The organism is Phocicoccus pinnipedialis, assembly GCF_903994035.1.
Classification (GTDB): domain Bacteria; phylum Bacillota; class Bacilli; order Staphylococcales; family Salinicoccaceae; genus Phocicoccus; species Phocicoccus pinnipedialis.
The window spans coordinates 55,963-79,248 of sequence record NZ_CAJEWB010000005.1; the positions used below are offsets into that span (position 1 = coordinate 55,963).

Consider the following 23,286-nt stretch of genomic DNA (forward strand, 5'->3'; position numbering starts at 1 on the left):
TATTAATTACTCTTTAAATTTTAAATCCTTAAGTTCGAAAACATCGATCGGATATGCAGAAAACCCTTCTAAATCATCACTGATTCCATAAATCCGTGTCGGTTCTTGAATATATAGTGCTGGGACTTCTTCTGCTAAAATCGTTTGAACTTGCTCATACATATCCATACGTCTCTCTTCGTCTAATTCTACTTTAATAGATGAAAGCAAGTCATCTATTTCTGTGTTTTTATAATTAAAGTAGTTATCTGAGCGCGTACTATTATATTTCTCTAATAAATCATACCCTTCGATACGACCTGTATGACCAACAACTGTGAGATCATAATCACGGTTGCCATACACATCCGTTAACCATGTGCCCCATTCTATCGTCTCTATCTTAACATGGATTCCAATTGCTTCTAATTTTTCAGCAATGATTTGTCCTGCAGCAACATAGTTTGGATAGTCTGAAGGTAACTTCATATTTAATGTGATACCTTTCGCACCACTCTCTTCAACGAGTGCTTTGGCTTTCTTAACATCATATGGATATGTCCCTGTAGTATCTACATATCCCTTTAAAACCGGTGGATAGTGCGAGCCAATTTGTTTGCCGTAGCCCCACCACACTGCATTAATGAGTTCTTCTTTATCGACTGCCATATTAATTGCTTGACGCAATTTTTTATTGCTAAGATAATCGTTTTCTAAGTTCATTGCCATGAGTTGCACAGAGTTGTTGTCGATTTCGATAATCGTGGCATCACCTAAAGTATCCACAACATCTCCAGTCGTTTCAATTAAATGGATATCTCCTTTTTTAAAGCTCGTCACTTGTGCGGTTGAATCTGGCATCATTTTGAATTCTACATTTTGAATTTGGCCTTCGTTATAGTGATCTACACCCTCTAAAACAATCTTATCTTGCGGTGTCCAGTTCACGAGTTTGTATGGTCCTGTCCCCACTGGATCTTTCTTTAGCGTTTCATCTGCACCGTCTTTAACGATTGCTGCCCATGGGTACGCAAAATCACTTATAAATGACGCTGATGGTGATTCTGCTTTGAATTCTATTGTGTAATCATCTATCACATTGACTTCAGTTATATATGCGTAGTTATCTTTTCTGGGTCCCAATTCATCTTTAATACGTTCAAATGAGTATGCAACGTCTTTTGCCGTAAGTGCCGTGCCATCGTGAAATTGTACGTCTTCTCTAAGGTTGAATGTGAGCGTCTTCCCGTCTTCCGACTGTTCATATGATGCAGCCAGACTTGGCTCAATTTCACCGTCTTTCGTTACTTTTACAAGTGTGTCGTAAATATTATTTGTAATAACAAATGTTGAACTCGCTGTTGTGCGATGTGGGTCTAAGCCATCTGGATCAACTGAGATCGCGATTTTTAATCCATCTTTCGCTTCCGTGTTTTTATTTTCATTTAAAAGCTCTTTGGCTTCGTCTGAACCGTTGCCACATGCGCTTAAAACTAAAGCGAACATGAGTGTTATGAATAAAACACCAATTTTTGTTTTCATTTTGGTCTCCCTAGTATAAATAGTTTATTCAATTGATTATATTTTCCATGATTTTTACTAATTTAGCAATTAAAAAAACCGAGAAGTAATCCCTTCTCGGCGTATTTTAGTCACTAATATTGTGCGTTTTATTTTTAATTTTGAGTAGTATGATACAGAAAATAGAAATTACCGTACCTACTATGAATAACGTGTATATAATCTGTGCATCAAATAAATTTGTGAGCCAAAAACATATTGAGGCAATCATCAAAATATCTCCAAAAATAAAAAAAGAAAATACATGCACGTTCTTAATTCTTTCCATTCATAATGCCCCTTTTGTGGTTTATCCACAAATGAATATATCATAATTATTATCTGTATGGTTTGTGTTTACCCATTATTTTTGAATGGTAATCCTGTTTTTATCAAAATAATTATTTTAGTTTTGCTCAGAGAGATAGGTGGTATATATCTTATAAGGTATTGAACGAAATGGGAGTTGATGTTATTGAGGAAAATTGAGTCATATTTAGGTCCTGATGAGGTTTTAGCGCGCATCACCGAGCTCAGAGAATCTGGTGTTTTGGAAGAAGCCATTACTATCATCACGAAGCCGGATATCTATGAGGCGACATTCGAAGCGTATGGTTTGGATTCTATGGTTGTAAAGAGCAGTACCTGGGAGAAGTTCAAGTCATTGTTCTCACCCCAAGACTCGGAGAGCCTCGCAATGAGCAAGTTAGATTTAACGGATGAAGAACAAGACCTTTATAGTAGAAAGCTCGCAGAGGATGAGATTCTTTTATATGTAAATGACTATGAATCTCATGATGGGCATCCGCACCATGTTCCGAAAGCAACAAGTGGGTCAAACTTTACGACTGAAAATATTTTTGAGGATAACGAATAATAAAAACCGAAACAACTGACTTGCTTCAGTTGTTTCGGTTATTTTTCTGTGAAATCGATAATTTCATATTTATTGTCGCCGATTTTTTTCATCTTGTAGGTAATTGTGCTTGTTTGCTTACCTTTTGATTTGTCGTGCGCATAGTCACGCTCAATCGTTACGTCGTATTCATTGTTTACATACGTGTATTTGATGAGACGCACGTCAAATGACTCTTGGTTTTGAAAGTCACCTATCTTTTTGTTTTCTTTGATCTGTTTCTCTGCTTTACTTCCAGACTCAACAATAGATAATACGTCCTCATTGTCTCCGTTATAGTAATCTACAAGCTTGTCGACATAAGCTTCCATAAACTGTTCGACTGCTTCGTCTTCATTTTTAGGCTCAGACCTCTTACCGTCCTTTTTAGAGTCCATGTCTTTATATTTAGCGCTGTCTTCGTTTGACATCTTTTCATTGTTCGCAACCGTTTCGATTGTTACAGGACCCATTTGTTTGCCGTCTTTTGACCACATGACCAGGTGAATTTCATTATCGCCGTTGTTTTTAAGCATATATGAATACTGATACAGACCCGCTTTTTCGAGTGCTCTATCTGGTTCACCGAGCACCTTCACAGCATTTTCTTTGCTATTATTCATGTAGTACACGACGTCTGCAACTTCGCTCTCTTCATAATAGAGTCCAACGTTACTATAAATTTCATACGTCTTGCTTGCCGTCTTAAACTTCGCATCAGGCTTACCATATGAATCTAGTATTTCAGAGCGTGTCATGCCCTTCTTAAATTCTGTCCCACTAAACGTAACCGCACCCTTCTCATAGTTCGGTAACACAAAAATTTTCTTGACTGTCTCTTTGTTCAATTCAACTATTGGCGCTTCCTTCGTCTCTTTCTCAGCTTGTGTCGGGCTGTTTTGACATCCTGCCAAAATAAGCGTGAGCGCCAGACACATCGAAATGACATATTTCATGCGCGTCACCTCACGTTCTTTTCTCTAGTATATTACACATCATTATCCAGTTGTGATTTCATCGTTCTATTACTGCGTTTCAAAAACTTTGCTTCAACGTAACCCGTACCAAATAATACCCCAAGTACTATGAAGATAAAACCAGACATTTGAATTATGTTAATAACATCCTTTAAGAAAATTGCCGAGAATATCAGTCCAAATAGTGGTACCAAGTTATTAAAGATCACTGTATTCCCTGCACCAATACGCTGAATCGATCCATTAAAGATGATGAATCCAACACCAGTTGCCACAATTCCTGAGAATAAGAATACAAACATTACAGGTAGGCGCATAGAAAAGAACGCACTGATACCACCGGGTTCAGTGAATAGACTGATCATGAGTAAAATCGTTGACCCTATTAAAAACATCACAGATGTCGCTTGTTTTGAGTCCAATGTGAACGTCAGTTTACGTATAAAAATGAAGCTCATCGCCTGAACAAACATGGCAATAAATAGGTACAGTTCTCCTCTTGAAAACACAATATTGCTGAAAGAACCGCCTTGAATAAAGAACACACCAATCAGTGCCATAATAAACCCAACGAGACGAAACTTCGTCATCTTTTCTCCTAAAAACATGACGCCCATAACGGCTGTCGTAATTGGTAAAAGTGCGAGTATTAATGATGCGTTCGATGCATTAATCAAGACGAGCCCCTTCGCAATAAACAAATGGTGTAACACGACGCCAAAGAGCGTTCCAATTAAGATATAACGCCATTCCGTATTCGTCATTTTACGATATGATTTTAAACAGATAATGATAATCAACGTCGTAATTCCTGCCGTCATAATACGAAATGCGGTCATTGTTGCTGGTGGTAATTCAGTGACAAGCACTTTTAAGAGAACCATGTTGAGTCCCCAGATGACTGTCGCCATCACAATGCTCAAATAAATAAAAGTCAGTTGATTTTTTGTCATTGCACGCTCCCGTGTAATTTACTTTCCGAGAAGTAATCTCAGTCCATTTAAGATTACTACAATTGTGCTCCCTTCATGTAGAACAACGCTCCAAGCAATATCTGTTATACCAGTAAGTCCGAGCACAATTAGCATCAATACAACTGCCATCGCAATAAAAATGTTTTGCCAGATGACACGAGACATACGTGTCGCAATATTGTGAGTGTTTATCAGTCTATCTAGATCATTATGCATTAAGACGATATCCGACACTTCTACCGCGACGTCCGTACCGTTTCCCATCGCAATCCCCACGTTTGCTTTCACTAGTGCTGGCGCATCGTTCACACCATCTCCAACCATTGCAACTGTTTCATACCGTTTTTGCTGCTCACTGACAACACGTGACTTATCCTCTGGCATCACATCTGCAATCACCGCATCGATATCGAGCATATCTGCCACTGCGCGCCCTGTTTCTTCGCTGTCTCCTGTGATCATTGTCGTCTGTACACCGCGTGATTTAAAGTAGTTTACTGCTTCTTTCGCATGATACTTTGGTGTGTCCATGAGTGCAATAAGACCAATTACATGTTCATTTTTCGCGATAAACACAACAGTTTTTCCAGAATGTGCCAGCGCCTCTTGCTCTTTTGTAATGTTACTTGATACATCCTGAAATGATGTCGGTTTCCCGATTCGATATACGTCACCATTATACGAACCTTCAAGCCCCTTACCAATATGGTTCGTCGTTTCAATATCGAGAATCTCTTTGGGTTCGAAAAAATCTAATATCGCAGTTGCGAGTGGATGGTTAGAGTTTCTTTCAAGTGCGAGGATAATGTCAGTCAGGGTGTCTTCATCTTCAAAAAACGTATAATCAGTCACTTCTGGACGACCGTTCGTGAGAGTGCCTGTCTTGTCAAACATGATTGCTTTAATGTTACTGAGTTCTGTAAGGTAAGCACTTCCTTTAGATAACACTCCACGACGTGCTAAGTTAGATGCTGCTGATAATGTAACGGATACTGTGCTTGCTGCGAGTGCACATGGGGATGCTGCTACGAGTAAAACGAGTCCCTTGTAGAATGCGTCAAAGAAAGTGAAACCAAATATAAAGAATAATAGTATAACTACGGGCACTGAGATGAGCACAATTGTGACGTATTTCGGCTCGAATTTTTGAATGATACTCGCCGCTCTTGTTTGGTTGTTTTGGTTTTCCTTAACGAGTGTTAAGATTTGTGCGAATACAGTGTCTCCGCTCTCTTTGGTCACTTCCATCGTAAATGAGCCTGTTCCGTTAATTGTGCTTTGGAGCACTGTGTCGCCAATCGTTTTTTCTTTCGGCATGCTCTCGCCGTTAATTGCGGATTCATCGATTGATGTTGTTCCAGATAAAACCACGCCGTCTATTGGAACTTGGTCTCCATTAAGCACTTGAATTTTATCTCCAATTTTCAATGACTCTACACTGACTTCTTTAGTACCGTCATCTGTGATAAGTCTCGCTGTTGTTGGATTCATTTTAAGTAATTTGCTAATTTCACGGTTACTTTTACCTTCTGCGTAATCTTCTAAGAAATGAGCCCCTGCAAATATTAAAATTAAGAGTGCCGCTTCATAAAAGTTACCCATAATAGACGCACCAATCGCTGCGAGCCCCATTAATATATGTGAGTTTGGCATAAATTTTTTAGCGATTTTTGTATTTTCAATCGTATGCCCAATTCCTTCTAAAATCACGACATGATACCCTGCAATGATTGTTGAAATCACCAGTACCACGTTCGTCATAACTGCATATTCTTTTGGAATTAGAAATGCGATTATAAACAACGCAAGTCCAATCAAATATAAGACAATTGGTGTTTTTCCATGAGTGTGGTCATGAAGGTGTTTATCTGGACCACAACATGTTTTGAGTTGTTCTGTCATAATGATTCCTCCTAATTATGTCTTGCATGATCGATCATTTCTCGTAGTATTTTAATAACATGAGTATCGTCATGTGAATAATATATCGATTGACCTTCGCGGCGAGACTTCACCAGTCTTAAGTTCTTTAAAAATCTCAATTGATGAGACACATTGGATTGTTTCATATCTAGCGTTTCTGCAATCGAACTAACAGAACGCTCGCCGTCTAATAGTAAACTTAAAATTCGAATTCTAGATTCTTCCCCTAACGCTTTAAATGTATGTGACACGATAAATAAAGTTTCTTCATCTAAATTAAAACCACTCATTTCGCATCTCCTTTTTGTTCTTATCTCTTACTTATATATTAATATATGTTCATATGATAATCAATAACCATCCATTGATTGATTTTTATCGAAAAATTTGGTATAATATACAAGTTCATAAAAAAATTACTATGGCTTCTCTACGTAAGTAGTCTGGCCCATAGGAATTCACGCAACGTATTTTTGCGTTATACGGAGAGACAAAATTCTAGGAGACACCGTTCTCTTAGGTTTTTTTATTTTATTTAGGAGGCTGTTTTTATGTCAAATGCATGGCTTAAACTACTCACTGCTTCTATTCTCGAAATCGGTTGGGTGGTTGGCATTACACATTCAGATAGTATTTTTGATTGGAGTATCACTATTGTAGCCCTGATTATATGTTTTTATTTATTAATATCATCTACATTAGTACTTCCTGTTGGCTCAAGTTATGCGATTTTTGTTGGTCTTGGTGCGACTGGAGTTACATTAATGGATTTTTTAGTCTTTGACCTACCATTTAATATTTGGAAGGTTATTTTTATTGTGATTTTACTCGTAGGTGTGATTGGTCTTAAGCTCGTTACAGATGAAGAGGAGGAAGCTGCATGATTTGGTTTATTTTGATATGTGCAGGACTGTTTGAATTGCTTAGCGTTGTGTTCATGAACCGTTTCACGGTTAGCAAAGCTAAGAGAGATATTCTTGGTATCATAGTTATGTTTTCAATGAGCTTTGCACTTCTCACATATTCTCTTCGATATATTGAAATGAGTACTGCATATGCCGTTTGGACTGGAATCGGAGCAGTTGGTGGCGCACTGGTGGGTATGTTGTTCTATAATGAATCTAAGAATATTAAGAGAATGCTCTGTATTGCCTTAATTCTTGGCGCAACGATTGGCTTAAAAATGTTGAGTTAAAGAGATAGTCATATAAGGAGTGATTGCATGATCATCTTTACAGAAGAAGAAGTATTCAACTACCATATGGCAGACGCGATTAAAGATATTAAACGGACGCTCATGCGTCAAAATAACGGTAAGATTGTTAACCGTAAGCATGTGATGATGCCTGTTGGAGACAGCAACATGATTATGAACTTCCCGGCACTAGACATTGAACAAGGACTGACGAGCACAAAAATCATGTCGATTAAAGATGGTGTTTCAAAAGCACACTCAATTCTAACTGACACTGATTCTGGAGAGGTCATTGCAAACGTTGCTGCTTCGTACCTGACTGAGTTACGCACTGGTGCAATGAGTGGCATTGCGACGGATATGCTCGCAAGAAAAGATGCGTCTGTACTTGGTGTCATTGGCACAGGACGTATGGCCGTTCAACAGGTGTTTGGCGTTTTATCAGTCCGAGATATTGAAAAAATCATTCTATTTAACCATCACCCAGAAAAAGCAGAATACTTTAAAGATAAAATTAGGGGACTCACAGTTACGTGTGATATTGAAATCGCATCTAATGTAAATACGTTGACGAAAGCATGCGATATTATAATTACTGCAACACCGTCACGTGAAGCTGTGTTTGATGATACGTATCTGAAAGAGGGTGTTCATATTAACGGAATCGGAGCGTTTATGCCGAGCACGAAAGAGTTGAATGTGGATACGATCGGACGCGCGAAATATGTGGTTGTGGATTATAAAAAAGGCGTGGAATCATCAGCTGGCGGATTCATTGAAGCCGTTAAGCAAGATAAATTTAAGTTCGAGAATATGATTCAGTTGAACGACGCTATAGAAATGTCGTTCGATAGAAACGAAAAAGATATTACAATTTTTAAGTCAATCGGCGCATCATTATATGATATGGCAGTCGCAATCGGCGCATATGAAAAATTGAAATAGGTGTTCTTTGAGATATTATCGTGTTTAAAGAAGAAAATCAGGTTTAGAAATCAAAAAAAGCGTGTTTCCTAAATTCCAGGAAACACGCTTTTTTATATTTTAAGTTAGTTCTTAACGTATTCGACAAGGAGTTTATAAGTATTCTCTAAAGCGTCTACGTGTGTGCGTTCCATGCCATGGCTGTTCGCAACGCCTGGTCCGATCAGGCCAGCGCGAATATTGCTACCACCACCAAGTGCGGCGCTCGCGTCACTGCCATAGAATGGATAGATGTCGACGGCGTAATTAAGCTCTAATTTTTTCGCGAATTCAATGAGCTTGGAAGTCAGTGCGTAATCGTACGGACCAGACGAGTCTTTTGCACAGATTGACACATCAAATTCTGTACATTCTAAGTCTTCTCCAATACATCCCATGTCTACCGCTAAAAGTTCCGTGATGTCTTCTGGTATCCATGCCGCACCATGACCGACTTCTTCATATACAGTAAAAATAAACGTCACGTTTATAGATGGTGTTAAGTCCTCCGCTTTGATTGCTTTTAACAGTGAAACGAGAAGCGCAACGGATGCTTTGTCGTCTAAGAATCTTGATTTCACAAAACCTGATTGCGTCACTTGTGTTTTTGGATCATATGCAACGATATCTCCATTATCAATCCCAAGCTTCTTCACATCTTCTTTTGAAGATACACGCTCATCAATTTTTACGACTAAGTTATCAACATCTCGCTCTTTTTTCGCAGCATCTTTAAATACGTGAATTGAAGGTGATCTCGATAGAATCGTACCTGTATACACATCGCCGCTTCTCGTTATAATGTCACAGTACTCACCATCTAAGGTTGGTGTCAGTGGCCCGCCAAGCTTAGTCAGATTAAGTGTACCGTCACTATTGATCGAGCGCACCATGAGTCCGAGTGTATCTACGTGCCCACTTAATGCTCGTGTTATAGAAGTATTCTCACCTTTGACAGGAACAATTAAGTTTCCTTTTGGATTACGCTCCGTTTCAAATCCAAGATTTTGAATTGTTTTCTCTAGGTAATCAATCACATCCACAGTGTATCCAGTCGGACTGTTTATTGCGAGTAATTCTTTTAAGATTTTGAGTGTTTCATCTTTTTTAAACATGGACCTACCCCTTTTATATAAATTAATTAAATGATACCACTTTTAATACGATTCGGACTAACGGGCACCACCGCCGCCTCCACCGCCAGCACCAGCACCACCACCGAATGACGTTGCGCCTCCGCCACCGGATGATCCGGAAGCCCCATTGGTCGATGAAAAGCCACCTGACGCGAGTCCTTTATTGTAAGTTGTATTTACATTGTTAGAGTATAAGTAGTACATCAGATACGGATTATACGTATCAACTGTCATGTATTTTCTACCGAGTAAATCTAGATCTGATGTGTCAGAAGTAATAATATCCCAAATGATATCGTGGGATTCTAAATTGGGTTCACTTTTTTCTTTTTTCATTTTCTTAACATCTTCTTTATAAAAGTTACTGTATTGAATAATCTCGTCTATGAGATGCTGACCTTTTTCAGTCGGACTTACAATTTCATTTTTTATGCCCCAAATTTTTACATCTTCATACGTCATTATTCCATGTCTCTTTTGGTAATTCTTAGAGTAATCTGTCATGAAGTCCGCGATTTTTGAGACGTCTTTCGCATTTTTTTTCGCCCATTTTTTCATCTGTTTGCTTGTTAGTTGGCCATTTGAATCAACTGCATCCTTAATGAGTAACCAGTAGAGCAGTTCGAATGTCCCGTTATATGTGTCTTTTTTGACCGCTTCAACCGCTTCAGCAAACATAGAATCACCATTTCTAACTTCTTCTAAATCTTTTTCACTTTTCATTTGAATCAACGATTTTTTATCAGATCCATTTTCATTTGTGATTGTGATACGTCCTTCATCTTGCCACTTTACAAGATATGCTTGGAAGAATGTTTCAAATCCACTCATACCTAACGCTTTTAGAGTGTTATAGATACCGACATAGTCATCGTCATCCAAGCTCGGTACTTTATTTGAAACGATATCTTTATTGCGTGTTCTTAATTTACCCGCACTTTCGATATGACCTTTACGCTTTCTCACTTTCGATACAGCCGTACTGAACGCTCCAATTAAAATCACAATGATTGTGCCCACGAACGCTCCAATAATTCCGAACACTTTACCGACAATACTTTTTTTCGCACCATTTGTTGACCCGGAATTCTCTAAGTATTCATCTTCATAATGAGAGTCTTGTAATGCTTTATCTTGTTGCTCTTTAAGCGTGATGTCCTCAGTATGTGTTGTATTGAACGTGCCTTCATCAAACTGCATCAACAAAGTTGCATAGTCTCGACTATCTAAAGTCCCGTTTGATTTCCAGACAAGCGCATCTCCTTCAAAGTCTAAGAATCCGTCGAATCCGAATCCCCAGAACTTCATCATATCTTTACTGAGTGGCACTTCTGACATCACTTCTATACGAACACGATGTGTTAATAATTCATTAAAAGTATTGAAATCCCAGTAAATCGACTGACCATCTTTTAAGTTATGAACTAAGTTTTCTAATGTGTAATGTACTTCGTACGTTTGGTTTTGGTAATTGCCTATGCCAAAAACAAGCTCAAAGCCATCACTCGTTTCAATCGTACCGTATTTACCACGTTTTTCTTCTAGGGAACCGTCTTCTGGCCATGGCTCTAATTTTTCCATACCTGTCACACTAAAATTTGTAACTTTCGCGCCTTGCATACTGTCTTCATCAAACACCATGTACATCTCGGTGCCCTCATCCATCAGTTGACGACGTTTTTCTGTCACATCCACTGAGCCGTCTTTATTAATAAAAATAGCCATTTCTATAGCGTCGATTTCGTTTGCCTGTGCCGAGTAAGTTGTGCCCATCATAAATATGAACACAAGTGCAAATATTAACCGCTTCATATTTAGCCAACTTTCTTTTTAAGTTTTAGCCAATCACAATATTGTCTTCTAATCTTTCAAGAGTTGCATAAATAGAAAGTGCTGCAAGCGCACTTGTTTTTGGATTTTCTTTTAGTGGGTCATTCACAAATGTAAATGATGCTTGTCCGAATTCACCTGAAACTTCTATATTGTGTATGTTTTTATCGATCGTCGGATCTGCAACAAGTACAACTTTCGTATTCTCAGTCCCAATGCCTGCTACTGATAAGATAATGGATATGTTCATATTTTTTGGATATTTTGCAATCGCATCTTTTGCACTGCCTTCAAAGATAATCGTTTCTTCACTCAGTACTTCCTCTGTTAGTGACGACGCTGGTTTTCTCGTCGTCAGCGTTAGCGTATCGATATTTCCAAGTGCGCGCGCATTTTGAATGAGATCGAGTCCACCGATACCGCCGGATGGTAAGTATAATTTATGGCTATCCGATTCTTGAGCAATTTTAAGCAGTGTATCATCACTAAATGCACCAATCGAAATGGACATCATATTTTTTTCTTTAATAATTGTGTGGAAATATTGCTCGACTGTTTCTATATTTGTCGCCTCCACGACAATATCGATGTCGGATTCCAGAAATTCATGGATATCCGTAAATAATTTCACATGAAACGTTTCTTCTAAGTGCTTATATTTTTCAATATTTCTCACAAATACACTCTTCACCGTCATGTGGTTCTCACGATTACCGTTTATGTGTTTTAAAAGGTACTGCCCAATTGCGCCTGCACCCATCAGACCTATTTTCATTTTAACCGCTCCTTTTATTCAATATACCATATTTATTTCCTTTTATTTGCGCTTACAAAACGTATAATAACACTATACATTAGATTTTTAGGAGAGGTTAAATGCTGCTTAAAGATAAACTCATGACTGCTCTGACTTTGTGGTGTACATTTTTAATGGGATATATTGATACATATGCCTTTTTGCATTATGATGATCTGCTTGTGAGTGCGCAAACTGGAAACCTTGTATTACTCGGTGCGAATCTTCGAAACGGACTATCTGTTATCATGCCACACGTCGCATCTTTCGGTGGATTCTTACTTGGTGCGTTTTTAGCAGAAGCTTTGGTAGAATTTACGACGAAAAATAGTAGTAGAAAGTTCTCTGTCTATATACTGATACAGATAATCGTTCTGTTTGGTGTAGCGTATTTCGAGAATCTGATTGGTGTATATGGGTTTGCCGTGGTTCTTGGTGCATTCTCTGGGTACACACTGACTGTCTTTAACCGAGTGGGAACAACGAAAATCAATAATGGTATTATGACGGGCAACGTTCAGAAGCTCATGACGCAGCTGTACCGCGTGATTTTTCTACGTGAAAAAAACGCGTGGTCAGTGTCGCGCGTGATCCTGATTGGCGTTTTAACATTTATAATAGGTATTTTTACAAGCGCATTACTCTACATTAACTTTGCATCACACATGATGATGATTGCAGCATTCCTTTCCCTAATTGTGTTCTTTGTCATTGTGTTGGTTGGTCGGGTCCCACAAAAATAGGCAACCGGATGGTTGCCTTAGTTATACTTATAATTCGTTTGAAAATCTGTGTATGAGTCTCTACGTGGACAGAGATGTCTAGGTGTCATAGAATTTCCACTGTTCTTTTGAGCACAACCTTTTACCGTACGATTCTTTACGAAATGAGACTATCATAATTGCAATAGTTTTCTTATCCCTTCACCAACAGTTTTATAATACAAAAGTCTGTCCATCCTTCATGATGAGTGCCTGATTTTCCTGTAGTGCTTCGCTAAAAGTTAGTTTTACATTTCCTAAAATCAGTGTTTCTTCATTCATTTTTTTAAGGTGAAATGCGCGCTTAAACACACGCATCGCATCACTCTTACTCGACACTGCATTCTTGATTTCTACGAGTTCTCCGTTATCACCTAAAACGTTAGTTTTCTTCAAATTTTCTAGTCTCTCATCATCACTCATACCCCAATCGATAATAAATGGCATCGGGACATTCGTCTTATTATCTTTAACGAATAACAGTTTCCAAGAGACTATTTTGTCATCTTCTTTTTGTCTATTGAACTTGTGCGGTCCATCGACTTCGAATCCTTCTGTGACAAGCGACATACTAAGTGCATCAATGTCAGTTGTTCTAAGCGCAAAATTATGCATACCGATACGATAGTTCTCTTTATATATGGAGGACATGAGCGTGTAGTCCACACTTGAATCGTTGTAGCTCTCAAAAGTTTGTCTGTTTTTTATACCTAAAAATTCAATATAAGAAAGGCCACAATGTAGCAATGTGTTATGTGTACCCCACACATCGTGCGTTCCTCCTGTCACGGTGTGAAACCCTTCTTTATAGTATTGGGTTTTCATTGCAGCTGGGTCCTCTGAAAAATAAATGATGTGATCGAACAATAGTGTCATCTAAACGTCTCCTTTATTTTAATTATCCTGTGTTAAGAAAGATTTCGCGAGAAATTCGTCTTGTATTAGGTATGTTTGAATAACCTTTCTCATTACGATACGTAATAAAAAACGTGAATCAAGTTCTTCTATGATCCTTACGTGTTTTAAAGAATTTTGGATTAGATACAAGTTGTATTTAGAAACACAATTCATTTCATTGAAAGAATCACTCGGTTGGTCGTACAATATTATAATAAGACAAAAATTTAAGGAGAGATCTTGATGCAAGAAATTAAAGGAAAAGTGGCATTAATTACTGGAGGCGGTCGTGGAATCGGGCGTGCAACTGCAATCCAACTCGCTAAAGAAGGCGTTAATATAGGTCTCATTGGACGTACGCTTGAAAATCTAGAAAAAGTAAAAGCGGAACTTGAGACATACGGTGTAAACGTTGCTGTAGCAACAGCAGATGTGTCTAATCTAGACAAAATAACGACAGCTGTTGAATCAGTAAAATCAGAGCTCGGCCCTATCGATATTCTTTTAAACAACGCAGGAATTTCTAAATTCGGTGGATTCATGGAACTCACTCCTGAAGAATGGACAAACATCATCGACGTAAACTTAAAAGGGGTCTACTACACAACACACGCAGTATTACCAGAGATGATTGAGCGTAAGACTGGAGATATTATCAATATTTCATCAACTGCAGGTGAAAAAGGCGGTCCAGTTACAAGTGCCTACTCAGCATCAAAATTTGGAGTGATTGGACTCAGTGAATCGCTCATGCAAGAAGTGCGTAAACACAATATACGTGTTTCAACACTCACACCAAGTACAGTCGCAACAGAAATGGCTGCAGAGTTGAATTTAACTGATGGGAATCCAGAAAAAGTCATGCAACCAGAAGACCTTGCGGAGCTGATTGTCCTACAACTTAAATTAAATCGCCGTGTCGTACTAAAACACGCAGGATTATGGTCAAATAACCCATAGGATATAAGGTTAAAAATAATATTAAATGGACATCCGCTGACAGCGAAGTTTAATATAGTCTCAAAATATATACTAGATTTTTCATTAAATAAGAAAGAGCTGGAACCTTATTTTATAAAGGTTCCAGCTCTTTCTTTTACTCCCTATTTTATACAAAATTTTATTTCGTTAGTACATAAAGTAGATCACTATAGAACTTATATTTAAGCTAAAAAAATACATTTTTTAATTTGATGTAAAGATTAGCGAGGATTCAACTCAATTATTTTTTATTGCTCGTTTATATTTTGAATTTGAATTGCCTTTATCATTTGTTGTAGTTCGAAATCATCAATGAGAAGTGTATTAATGCCATCTTCAGATAATACTCCCCTGTTTAGATCTTTAGGTAATTTATCGTTTCTCTCGTCTTCATAATCTTGAAACCAGATTTTACTTCCATAATAATCTGACAGTTCTTCTATTTGTTCTTTCACTTTCAAGTAATTCAAAAGCGCTTTTTGAAGATTATTAACGGCCTCTGTACCATCATTCAAAATTTTTTCCATGTGCATGATACGTTCAATTTGATTCACTCTAGTCACCCTCTTACCAAATATTATTAGAATTATACAATCAGACCGTTATACAAACAAGTTTCAAGTAACGCGCAATAACATATTATAGGTTGTGGGTGTTATAACAATAGTAAATGGAATACAGTTTAGAAATAATGGTTTTAAAATGAATTAGCTGGTTAACTAAAAAGGAGCTAAATCTTGAGTGATTTAGCTCCTTTTTCTATCTAATTTACTTCTCTATATTTAGTCAAATTTTACTTAACCTAGTTAAAATACAGGGAACCCTCAGCTTAAAAGTTACTCTAAACAAATAGCTTACCTTAAAATATATCTAAATCAAAGCAAGATATTTTTGATTTTTTACTCTGCTATTCCCACTCAATTGTCGCTGGTGGCTTACTTGTGATGTCATAGACTACACGGTTAACGTGCTTTGCTTCATTTACAAGACGTTTTGAAATTGTTTCTAGCACATCCCAGTCAATTTTAGCAAAGTTTGATGACATGCCGTCTACACTGTGTACTGCACGGATTCCGATTGTATAATCGAATGTGCGTACATCGTCTTTAACACCTACTGAACGAATACCTGGTAATACTGTAAAGTACTGCCAAATATCTCTGTCGAGTCCTGCTTTAGCAATCTCGTCTCTCAGAATCCAGTCTGTTTCTCTAACTATTTCCAATTTCTCTCTCGTAATTTCACCAAGTACACGAATACCAAGTCCTGGTCCTGGGAATGGCTGACGCCATACAAGATGTTCTGGAATTCCTAACTCTAAACCAAGTTCACGTACTTCGTCTTTAAATAACGTTGAGATCGGTTCGATTAATTTGAATTCTAAGTCCTCTGGTAATCCACCTACATTGTGGTGAGATTTGATTGTTTCAGCAGTTTCAGTACCCGATTCAATAATATCTGAGTAGATCGTACCTTGTGCAAGGTAATCAATACCTTTTAGTTTAGCCGCTTCATCATTAAACACTTCAATAAATTCATTACCAATGATTTTACGTTTTTGTTCTGGATCTGAAACGCCCGCTAACTTATCTAAGAATCTATCTTGAGCGTCTACTTTAATGATGTTAATGTTGAATCCTTTGCCGAATTCTTCCATTACCATATCCGCTTCACCTTTACGTAATAGGCCATGGTCAACGAAGATACATGTTAAGTTGTCACCAATTGCACGTTGTAATAACACTGCTGTTACTGATGAATCCACGCCACCACTCATGGCACAGATGACTTTTTTGTCGCCAACTTCTTCTTTAATTTTTTGAATTTCTAAATCAATAAAGTTCTCCATCGTCCACTCGCCCTTACATCCAACGATGTCTCTGATAAAGTTCTTAACGAACACGTCACCCTTTGGTGTGTGTTTTGATTCTGGATGGAATTGAATACCATAGATGGGTAACTCTTTATGCTTAATTGCCGCAAATTTATTTCTATCAGTTGTCGCAATTACTTCGTAATCTTCCCCTATAGACTTCACATCATCATGGTAGCTCATTACAACTTCTTCTTCATTGTTTAAACCTTTGAACAATTCTACAGATGAGTCAAGATTTATTGTATCTACACCTGAGAATGCTTCTTCAAGTCGGCCAACTTCTCCACCTGTATTGTGGACGATTAGGTTCATACCATAGCATACACCGAGTACAGGAATGCCTAAGTTAAATATCTCAGGGTCTACGGTATATGCATCGTCTTTGTAGACAGAACGTGGTCCGCCTGAAAGTACAATTGCTTTAGGGTTAAATGCTTTGATTTCATCAATTGTAATACTTGGGTTGTGTAATTCACTATACACTCCAAGGTCGCGAATACGACGTGTTAAGAGTTGGTTATACTGACTACCGTAGTCAATGACTAAGATAAACTCTTGTTCTTCTCTAAATTCCATGATTTTATTACTCCAGTCTTAAATTGAATAGTTTGGTGCTTCTTTAGTTACTTGTACATTGTGTGGGTGACTTTCAATGAGTCCTGCACCTGTAATGCGCACAAACTGTGATTCTTCTCTCAGTGATTTTAGGTCTTTAGATCCTGTGTAACCCATACCTGAACGGAGTCCACCAATCAGCTGATAAATCGTGTCTGCAACTGGTCCTTTGTACTCCGTGCGTCCTTCGATACCTTCTGGTACAAATTTCGTTGCCTCTTTGTCTTCTTGGAAATAACGATCTTTTGAACCTTGCTCCATTGCTCCTAATGAGCCCATTCCACGATATGTTTTGTAGCGTCTACCTTGGAACATTTCAACATCACCAGGTGATTCAGTCGTGCCTGCAAGTAAGCTTCCGAGCATTACTGCATGTCCTCCAGCTGCAAGTGCTTTAACAATATCTCCTGAAAGTTTAATCCCACCGTCTGCAATGATTGCTTTACCATGTTTCATTGCTTCTGTCGCACAATCGTAAACCGCTGTAATTTGAGGCACACCTACACCAGTAACAACACGTGTCGTACAGATAGATCCTGGACCAATTCCTACTTTGACTACGTCTACACCCGCTTCAATTAAAGCTCTCGTTCCTTCTGCTGTTGCAACGTTACCTGCAATGATTGTTACTTCTGGGTAACGATCTGCGATTTTCTTGATTGCATCAAGCACACCTTTAGAGTGACCATGTGCCGTGTCGATAACGAGTGCATCTACACCTGCTTTAACGAGCTCTTCTGCACGTTTGTCAGTCTCTCTCGCAATACCGATTGCTGCCGCTACAAGTAGACGACCTGCTTCGTCTTTTGCTGCATTCGGAAATTCAATTACTTTTTCAATGTCTTTAATTGTGATTAAGCCTTTTAACACACCATTATCATCTACGATTGGCAATTTCTCAATACGATGGTGTTGAAGGATTTGCCCGGCATCCTCGAGCGTAGTTCCTTCTGGTGCAGTCACTAAATTTTCTTTAGTCATTACAGTATCAATAACGACTGAATAATCATTAATAAAACGGAGGTCACGGTTTGTAATAATACCAATTAACTTTTTCTCTTCTGGGTTGTTTACAATAGGAACACCTGAGATTCTGTATTTACTCATTAAATGTTCAGCTGCAAATACCTTCTCTTCCTTCGTTAAGAAAAACGGATCTGTGATCACACCGTTTTCTGAACGCTTTACTTTCTCAACTTCATCACGTTGGCGTTCGATTGACATGTTCTTATGAATGACACCAAGGCCACCTTGCCTTGCAATTGAAATTGCCATAGACGCTTCTGTTACTGTATCCATACCTGCACTGAGTAATGGAATATTTAACTTAATACGTTCAGAAAGCTCTACAGATAAGTCAACATCAGCTGGTAGAATTTCTGAGTGTGCTGGGATGAGTAGCACATCGTCGAAAGTTAATCCTTCTTTTGCGAATTTATTTTCCCACATTTATTTGGACCTCCTAAAATTGATTATTACTATTATAGACTAGAAGATAAACGAATAAAAGTTTTCTTTTCTTTATTACAAGAAGTCCTAACATTCAAAATTTTATATACATATCACATTAAAATGTTGGTACCGTTTTACTTTTTGGATTTCGGGTAAATAGATTATTAGTAGCTAATTTAAAAAGGAAGTGCAAATAATGTTTGAAAAATTTGAAATTATCAATGATGTACCCGCACTCATTCGTCGAATTAAAGAGCTGAGAGATGTTGAAGGCATAGATCCTATTGACATTCATGTCTACGCAAAACAAAGTCAGACTTCGGAGATTCATACAAATTATAAAGTAAATCTTCATAGAGGGGAAGGAAATCTTTTCCAAAAATTTACTGCATTATTCTCAGATGAATCTGCAGAAGATAAAGCGACGGAACGCATGAAGTTAACTGAAGAAGAAGCGCAAATCTATCATGAAGCAGTTGAAGACGGAAAACTCGTTCTACAAGTGACACAAGATGCGAAGCTAAAATCCTTACAACGAAGACCGATTGAAGATGTTGGGTCTAACAGTGATGATTCTGTGCATATCGATTTAAGTAAACGAGACGATTATTAAAAACGTCTCCAAACCTAGGCTGTTTTATTATGCCTAGGTTTCAATAAAAAATGATATCCATGGATATCATCTAGAATCACATACGTTATCATATTTTGATTCGAATACTATTTTTAAGGAATGGATATTCACTGGATATTCTAGTTTCTCATATCGCTCTAAGTATATTAGGTATTCATCTAAATATTTTGGGTTATAGTTCTCACATGTTACAGTACTCGTACCATATTGATTTAAGAACATGTAATAGGCATGGTGACTCACATCTTTAAAACCCGTAAATTGATATGGCGTGCATGAAGAACTGATTGCTTCAATTTCCTCATACATTCTGAGCACACGTCTAATGAGATTCGTCTCTTTGTTACCCGTTATCTTACATTCAATACCTAAAAATTCGAACACTTCTCCAAAATGTTCTTCATACCCACTCTTCATAATTTCTAAGCAATAACAACAACGTTCTTTCTCAAAATCACATACAGACGTACTAAGTCTATTTTCTAATAATTTAATGATCGTCAATCTGAACATGATTTTGTGTTTCTTTTTTACTTTCCAAGAGACTAACATTACCAGATAAAATCAGGACACTCGCAGTCAAAAACGGATTCTGATGATACAGTGCCTACTCCTATTAAAATAGTTAAAAACGCTACATAAACAATTTTTTTCATAACAACGACTCCTTCTTCAAAATGAATGTTCTAGATTCTAAAGCTTACGTACATTATAATCAGGCTCTCGCTGCATTCACTAGTAAAAATTAATCAATTATTCAAAATTGAATATTTTATTTAAGGAATCCATATTTGTCGAGCTTCCCAGCGCTTTTGAAAACTTTAAAAAGAAGAGTTTTTGTGACTCAAATTCCGGACTTTGCTGTCTAAAGAGTAAAATTAGTCGAGATAATTCCAATTTTACCCTTAGGTAATTAGATTCGTATTTATTTAATTCTTTTATTGCGATATCGATATGTGAATGTGCGAGATTGTATTTTTCTGTTCTACAGTGTGCAGCAGCAAACAAATAGTTGATGCGAACGATATCCTTGTATGTTTCACTACTAGATATCGGGTGATATAACTTATTCGCTTTAATGTAGTAGTTAAGACCATTTTTATTTTTTCCAAACGTAATATTGCCTTTTGCGATAAGTATTTCAGGAAATAAGTGTCTAAACTGATTCGTATCTTCAATTTCTTTAATCGCAGCATCTATTAAACGATCCGCCTTGTAATATTCTTTTCGAGATGCATGATATATTGATGAATACCAATAGTAGTAGATGGAGCGTTTAATATCTCTTTCGTAATACTCTAAGGGATAAGACTTTAATAATCGCATCATTTTGCTAAACTCACCACGAATTCTTAACTCTTTTAAATTATTCAGTAACTGTCTTTCTTCTGTTATCTCTTCTTCCATCACATCTGTGATGGAAAGTTCTAAAACATTTAATACTCTAAATAAATCTTGGTAGTTCACCGCCCCATGATTATTCTCAAGTCTCGAAATCATTGACTGTGAGTCGCTATTACACATCTTGGCAACAGTTTTTTGACTGTAGCCGAAACTAATGCGTTTTTGTCTAATTTTATCTCCAATTAACCTGACCATATCATCACCTCACTCTTATAATAAAACGCTTTCAAAATAAAGCAATTATTTTACTGTTTTTTTGTAATTCATAAGTGGTATATATAGAGTAACTTGAGGAGGCGTTCAAATGACACATATTTATTTATTTAACTCAGAAGAGTCACTTACAAAAAAAATAGACACATTAAAAACTCAGGAAGTTCTATCTTCAGATATGATTGTCTCTGCTATAAACCGTCCGGTTAGTAATTTTCTTAATTACAAGGACATTGAATTTGTTAAAGCCGATGGTTCTATTTGGGAAAAACTCGTTGGAAAGGTTTTTGATCAAAATGCGATAGACCTCGTCGCACGACGTTTTAATCTTTCTGAACGCAAACTTGCAGAATACAAAAGAGGCGTGAATAGCGGACAAATGGTGTTACTTGTAAAAGGCGACGAAGCGCCAGAGACAAAGCACGATAATCTAAGTTTAGACGAAATTTATGATGAGTATGGGCTTAATTCTGAGAAGGATTAAAAAATAAGATGGATATCTAATTGATATCCATTTTTGTTATACTATAACTATCTTAAATCAGAGGTGATGACTTGATTATTTTACGGATTGGGATTATCGTTTTCTTTTTACTTTTACTCGTCATTATTTTGTTAATGTTAAATAAACGACGCGTTGATCATTATTTATATAAACGAGAGCTTAAGCAAAATGAATTAGACCGTAAATCAGAAATAAAAAGACTCGAATTATTGATTGCCCATGAAGAATCCATGCTCGAATCTGCAGTGGATATGGCTGAACACGAGAGTCGATTAAAAGAAATTCACCAGTTGAAGGAGGAAATTAAACAAATTGAAAGACATTAAAGATGTAAACGAATCACACGCACCTAAAGGTAACAAAAGGACTTCATCAGCAAAACTTATTGGTAAACTGATCACTTCGGCAGTCGTTTTAATCGCAGTAATAGTCCTATTCTTCGCTTTTTTCGTAACAAAAATTGACAACGGTAACGTTGGTGTAGTGTATAAAATAAGTGGCGGTGTTCAAGATGAGATGCTCTCACAAGGATGGCACGTTATCCTTCCGACAGAGCGCGTTATTGAATATCCAGTTCGTACACAAACAGTAAGTTATGATGGACTTGCGGTTGCAACAGTAGATGGTAAAGCACTTTCGATGCCAGTATCACTCAACTATCATGTTGACCCAGAGAAAGCGAGTGCCGTATATAAAAAATTTGGTAATGTAAGTATCGAAGACTTGCAGGCGGGTTACATACAAAGTCGTTCACAAGATGCACTTAGACAAGTCGTTTCACAGTACACTGTTATTGAAACATTTGGTGAAAAAACTGGAGAAATTAAGAACGGCACATTAGAAAGACTTGCAGCAGATCTTGAAAATATCGGTATTATCATCGAAGACGTCATCGTTAATCCACCTCAACCAGATGAAGAAACGCAAAAAGCAATTGATGAACGTGTGAAGGCAACACAGAATTTAGAACGTACGAAGACAGACAAAGAAATCGCAAAACAAGAAGCTGAGAGAAAAATAATCGAAGCAGAAGGAGAGAAAAAAGCGAACGAAATCCGTTCGAAATCATTGACACCTGAAATCATCCAAGAAAAACTCATTGAAAAATGGGACGGAAAACAACCCATTACAATTGGTGGCGAAGGTATCATTGTAGATTTCAATCAAAAAAATGAGTAAGCAGAAATTTGAGGCCGACAATGTCGGTCTTTTTTGTAGGTTTTTATCTTATAACTAGCAGCTGGTATTGGTCCCTATCTCGAAAATCCTCAAGCGATGAATCATTCCACTCAAAGCCAGATAATAAAAAGTAAATCTTCACAAAAAAACTCCAAGATACCTCTTGTATCTTGGAGTTTTTATATCTTATCGACTTATGCTTCTTCTTTAACGAATGGAAGTAAAGCCATGTGACGTGCACGTTTGATTGCAGTTGTTAACTGACGTTGATACTTCGCTGAAGTACCTGTAACACGTCTTGGTAAGATTTTACCACGTTCTGAAATGAATTTTTTCAGAAGATCTACTTCTTTGTAGTCGATGTGTGTAATTCCGTTTGCTGTGAAATAACAAACTTTTTTACGACGACGACCGCCTCTTCTTGGACCTGCCATTTGAGTTCCTCCTCTATTATAGATTCAATATTGGTATGTGTGGTACCTGTTATGAATCCACAATTACAAATCGAACGTGTGTGTGTTGTGTATGTGCTTTTAACATT

The 23,286-nt window shown here is 37.4% G+C and carries 25 protein-coding genes; 10 read left to right on the forward strand and 15 right to left on the reverse strand.

The annotated features are described in order from the left end of the window. Window positions 1-6: 6 nt before the first annotated feature. Complete coding sequence (locus H9D55_RS01995; RefSeq protein ID WP_208454718.1) at window positions 7-1,521, reverse strand: ABC transporter substrate-binding protein; 1,515 nt, start codon at window positions 1,519-1,521, stop codon at window positions 7-9. 493 nt (window positions 1,522-2,014) lie between these two features. Here H9D55_RS01995 and H9D55_RS02000 point away from each other — a divergent pair, with 493 nt between their 5' ends. Next, window positions 2,015-2,416 carry a general stress protein gene (locus H9D55_RS02000; protein ID WP_186076398.1) on the forward strand — a complete coding sequence of 134 codons (402 nt, stop codon included), beginning with the start codon at window positions 2,015-2,017 and terminating at the stop codon, window positions 2,414-2,416. A gap of 38 nt (window positions 2,417-2,454) precedes the next feature. On the opposite strand, the gene H9D55_RS02005 is transcribed toward H9D55_RS02000, so the two are convergent. The 4 genes from H9D55_RS02005 to H9D55_RS02020 are packed head-to-tail and all read right to left on the reverse strand — an operon-like array spanning window position 2,455 to window position 6,598. Further along, entirely contained in the window at window positions 2,455-3,390 is a 936-nt protein-coding gene (locus H9D55_RS02005; protein ID WP_186076399.1) for a hypothetical protein, read from the reverse strand. Between the two features lie 32 nt (window positions 3,391-3,422). Further along, window positions 3,423-4,364, reverse strand: a complete 942-nt coding sequence (locus H9D55_RS02010; protein ID WP_186076400.1) for a DMT family transporter — start codon at window positions 4,362-4,364, stop codon at window positions 3,423-3,425. Between the two features lie 18 nt (window positions 4,365-4,382). Further along, entirely contained in the window at window positions 4,383-6,287 is a 1,905-nt protein-coding gene (locus H9D55_RS02015; RefSeq protein WP_186076401.1) for a heavy metal translocating P-type ATPase, read from the reverse strand. An 11-nt stretch (window positions 6,288-6,298) separates the two neighbouring features. After that, window positions 6,299-6,598, reverse strand: a complete 300-nt coding sequence (locus H9D55_RS02020) for an ArsR/SmtB family transcription factor (protein WP_186076402.1) — start codon at window positions 6,596-6,598, stop codon at window positions 6,299-6,301. Between the two features lie 261 nt (window positions 6,599-6,859). Here H9D55_RS02020 and H9D55_RS02025 point away from each other — a divergent pair, with 261 nt between their 5' ends. Genes H9D55_RS02025 through H9D55_RS02035 form a run of 3 tightly spaced genes read left to right on the forward strand, consistent with a single transcriptional unit; the run spans window position 6,860 to window position 8,448 of the window. Then, complete coding sequence (locus tag H9D55_RS02025) at window positions 6,860-7,192, forward strand: DMT family transporter (protein ID WP_186076403.1); 333 nt, start codon at window positions 6,860-6,862, stop codon at window positions 7,190-7,192. Further along, window positions 7,189-7,503, forward strand: coding sequence for a DMT family transporter (locus H9D55_RS02030; RefSeq protein WP_186076404.1), 315 nt, complete (start codon window positions 7,189-7,191; stop codon window positions 7,501-7,503). The genes H9D55_RS02025 and H9D55_RS02030 overlap by 4 nt, the downstream gene beginning before the upstream one ends. Before the next feature lie 27 nt (window positions 7,504-7,530). Beyond that, on the forward strand, window positions 7,531-8,448 hold the full coding sequence (locus tag H9D55_RS02035) for an ornithine cyclodeaminase family protein (protein ID WP_186076405.1): 918 nt from the start codon (window positions 7,531-7,533) through the stop codon (window positions 8,446-8,448). A 104-nt stretch (window positions 8,449-8,552) separates the two neighbouring features. On the opposite strand, the gene H9D55_RS02040 is transcribed toward H9D55_RS02035, so the two are convergent. The 3 genes from H9D55_RS02040 to nadX are packed head-to-tail and all read right to left on the reverse strand — an operon-like array spanning window position 8,553 to window position 12,207. After that, complete coding sequence (locus H9D55_RS02040; protein WP_186076406.1) at window positions 8,553-9,581, reverse strand: M42 family metallopeptidase; 1,029 nt, start codon at window positions 9,579-9,581, stop codon at window positions 8,553-8,555. A gap of 57 nt (window positions 9,582-9,638) precedes the next feature. After that, a complete protein-coding gene (locus tag H9D55_RS02045; protein WP_186076408.1) occupies window positions 9,639-11,414 on the reverse strand; it encodes a DUF2207 domain-containing protein in 1,776 nt (591 codons plus the stop codon). A 25-nt stretch (window positions 11,415-11,439) separates the two neighbouring features. After that, window positions 11,440-12,207, reverse strand: coding sequence for an aspartate dehydrogenase (nadX, locus tag H9D55_RS02050; protein ID WP_186076410.1), 768 nt, complete (start codon window positions 12,205-12,207; stop codon window positions 11,440-11,442). Window positions 12,208-12,308: 101 nt separating this feature from the next. On the opposite strand from nadX, the gene H9D55_RS02055 reads away from it, so the two are divergent. Continuing rightward, complete coding sequence (locus H9D55_RS02055; protein ID WP_186076412.1) at window positions 12,309-12,971, forward strand: YoaK family protein; 663 nt, start codon at window positions 12,309-12,311, stop codon at window positions 12,969-12,971. A 192-nt stretch (window positions 12,972-13,163) separates the two neighbouring features. On the opposite strand, the gene H9D55_RS02060 is transcribed toward H9D55_RS02055, so the two are convergent. Beyond that, window positions 13,164-13,865, reverse strand: a complete 702-nt coding sequence (locus H9D55_RS02060) for a VOC family protein (protein ID WP_186076414.1) — start codon at window positions 13,863-13,865, stop codon at window positions 13,164-13,166. Between the two features lie 264 nt (window positions 13,866-14,129). Here H9D55_RS02060 and H9D55_RS02065 point away from each other — a divergent pair, with 264 nt between their 5' ends. Beyond that, window positions 14,130-14,846, forward strand: coding sequence for a 3-ketoacyl-ACP reductase (locus H9D55_RS02065; RefSeq protein WP_186076416.1), 717 nt, complete (start codon window positions 14,130-14,132; stop codon window positions 14,844-14,846). A gap of 269 nt (window positions 14,847-15,115) precedes the next feature. Here the strand turns inward: H9D55_RS02065 and H9D55_RS02070 are convergent, their stop codons facing one another. The 3 genes from H9D55_RS02070 to guaB form a co-directional block, all read right to left on the reverse strand. Further along, on the reverse strand, window positions 15,116-15,421 hold the full coding sequence (locus tag H9D55_RS02070; RefSeq protein WP_186076418.1) for a DUF4298 domain-containing protein: 306 nt from the start codon (window positions 15,419-15,421) through the stop codon (window positions 15,116-15,118). 353 nt (window positions 15,422-15,774) lie between these two features. Next, entirely contained in the window at window positions 15,775-17,319 is a 1,545-nt protein-coding gene (gene guaA / locus H9D55_RS02075) for a glutamine-hydrolyzing GMP synthase (protein WP_186076420.1), read from the reverse strand. A gap of 18 nt (window positions 17,320-17,337) precedes the next feature. Beyond that, complete coding sequence (gene guaB, locus H9D55_RS02080; protein ID WP_186076422.1) at window positions 17,338-18,807, reverse strand: IMP dehydrogenase; 1,470 nt, start codon at window positions 18,805-18,807, stop codon at window positions 17,338-17,340. A 199-nt stretch (window positions 18,808-19,006) separates the two neighbouring features. Here guaB and H9D55_RS02085 point away from each other — a divergent pair, with 199 nt between their 5' ends. Further along, a complete protein-coding gene (locus H9D55_RS02085) occupies window positions 19,007-19,423 on the forward strand; it encodes a general stress protein (protein WP_186076424.1) in 417 nt (138 codons plus the stop codon). Window positions 19,424-19,489: 66 nt separating this feature from the next. Here H9D55_RS02085 and H9D55_RS02090 read toward each other — a convergent pair whose 3' ends face one another. Both H9D55_RS02090 and H9D55_RS02095 read right to left on the reverse strand, forming a co-directional pair. Next, window positions 19,490-19,996 (reverse strand): hypothetical protein, encoded by a 507-nt coding sequence (locus tag H9D55_RS02090; RefSeq protein WP_186076426.1) that lies wholly within the window; start codon window positions 19,994-19,996, stop codon window positions 19,490-19,492. 201 nt (window positions 19,997-20,197) lie between these two features. Continuing rightward, on the reverse strand, window positions 20,198-21,043 hold the full coding sequence (locus H9D55_RS02095) for a helix-turn-helix domain-containing protein (RefSeq protein WP_186076428.1): 846 nt from the start codon (window positions 21,041-21,043) through the stop codon (window positions 20,198-20,200). 109 nt (window positions 21,044-21,152) lie between these two features. Here H9D55_RS02095 and H9D55_RS02100 point away from each other — a divergent pair, with 109 nt between their 5' ends. From H9D55_RS02100 to H9D55_RS02110, 3 genes are all read left to right on the forward strand, one after another. Further along, window positions 21,153-21,545 carry a general stress protein gene (locus tag H9D55_RS02100; RefSeq protein WP_186076430.1) on the forward strand — a complete coding sequence of 131 codons (393 nt, stop codon included), beginning with the start codon at window positions 21,153-21,155 and terminating at the stop codon, window positions 21,543-21,545. 71 nt (window positions 21,546-21,616) lie between these two features. Further along, the gene (locus H9D55_RS02105; protein WP_186076432.1) at window positions 21,617-21,892 is read left to right on the forward strand and encodes a hypothetical protein; all 276 of its coding nucleotides are present in this window, start codon (window positions 21,617-21,619) and stop codon (window positions 21,890-21,892) included. Continuing rightward, window positions 21,879-22,745, forward strand: coding sequence for a prohibitin family protein (locus tag H9D55_RS02110; RefSeq protein WP_186076433.1), 867 nt, complete (start codon window positions 21,879-21,881; stop codon window positions 22,743-22,745). The genes H9D55_RS02105 and H9D55_RS02110 overlap by 14 nt, the downstream gene beginning before the upstream one ends. Before the next feature lie 194 nt (window positions 22,746-22,939). Here H9D55_RS02110 and rpsR read toward each other — a convergent pair whose 3' ends face one another. After that, complete coding sequence (gene rpsR / locus H9D55_RS02115) at window positions 22,940-23,179, reverse strand: 30S ribosomal protein S18 (protein ID WP_186076434.1); 240 nt, start codon at window positions 23,177-23,179, stop codon at window positions 22,940-22,942. Window positions 23,180-23,286 lie beyond the last annotated feature (107 nt).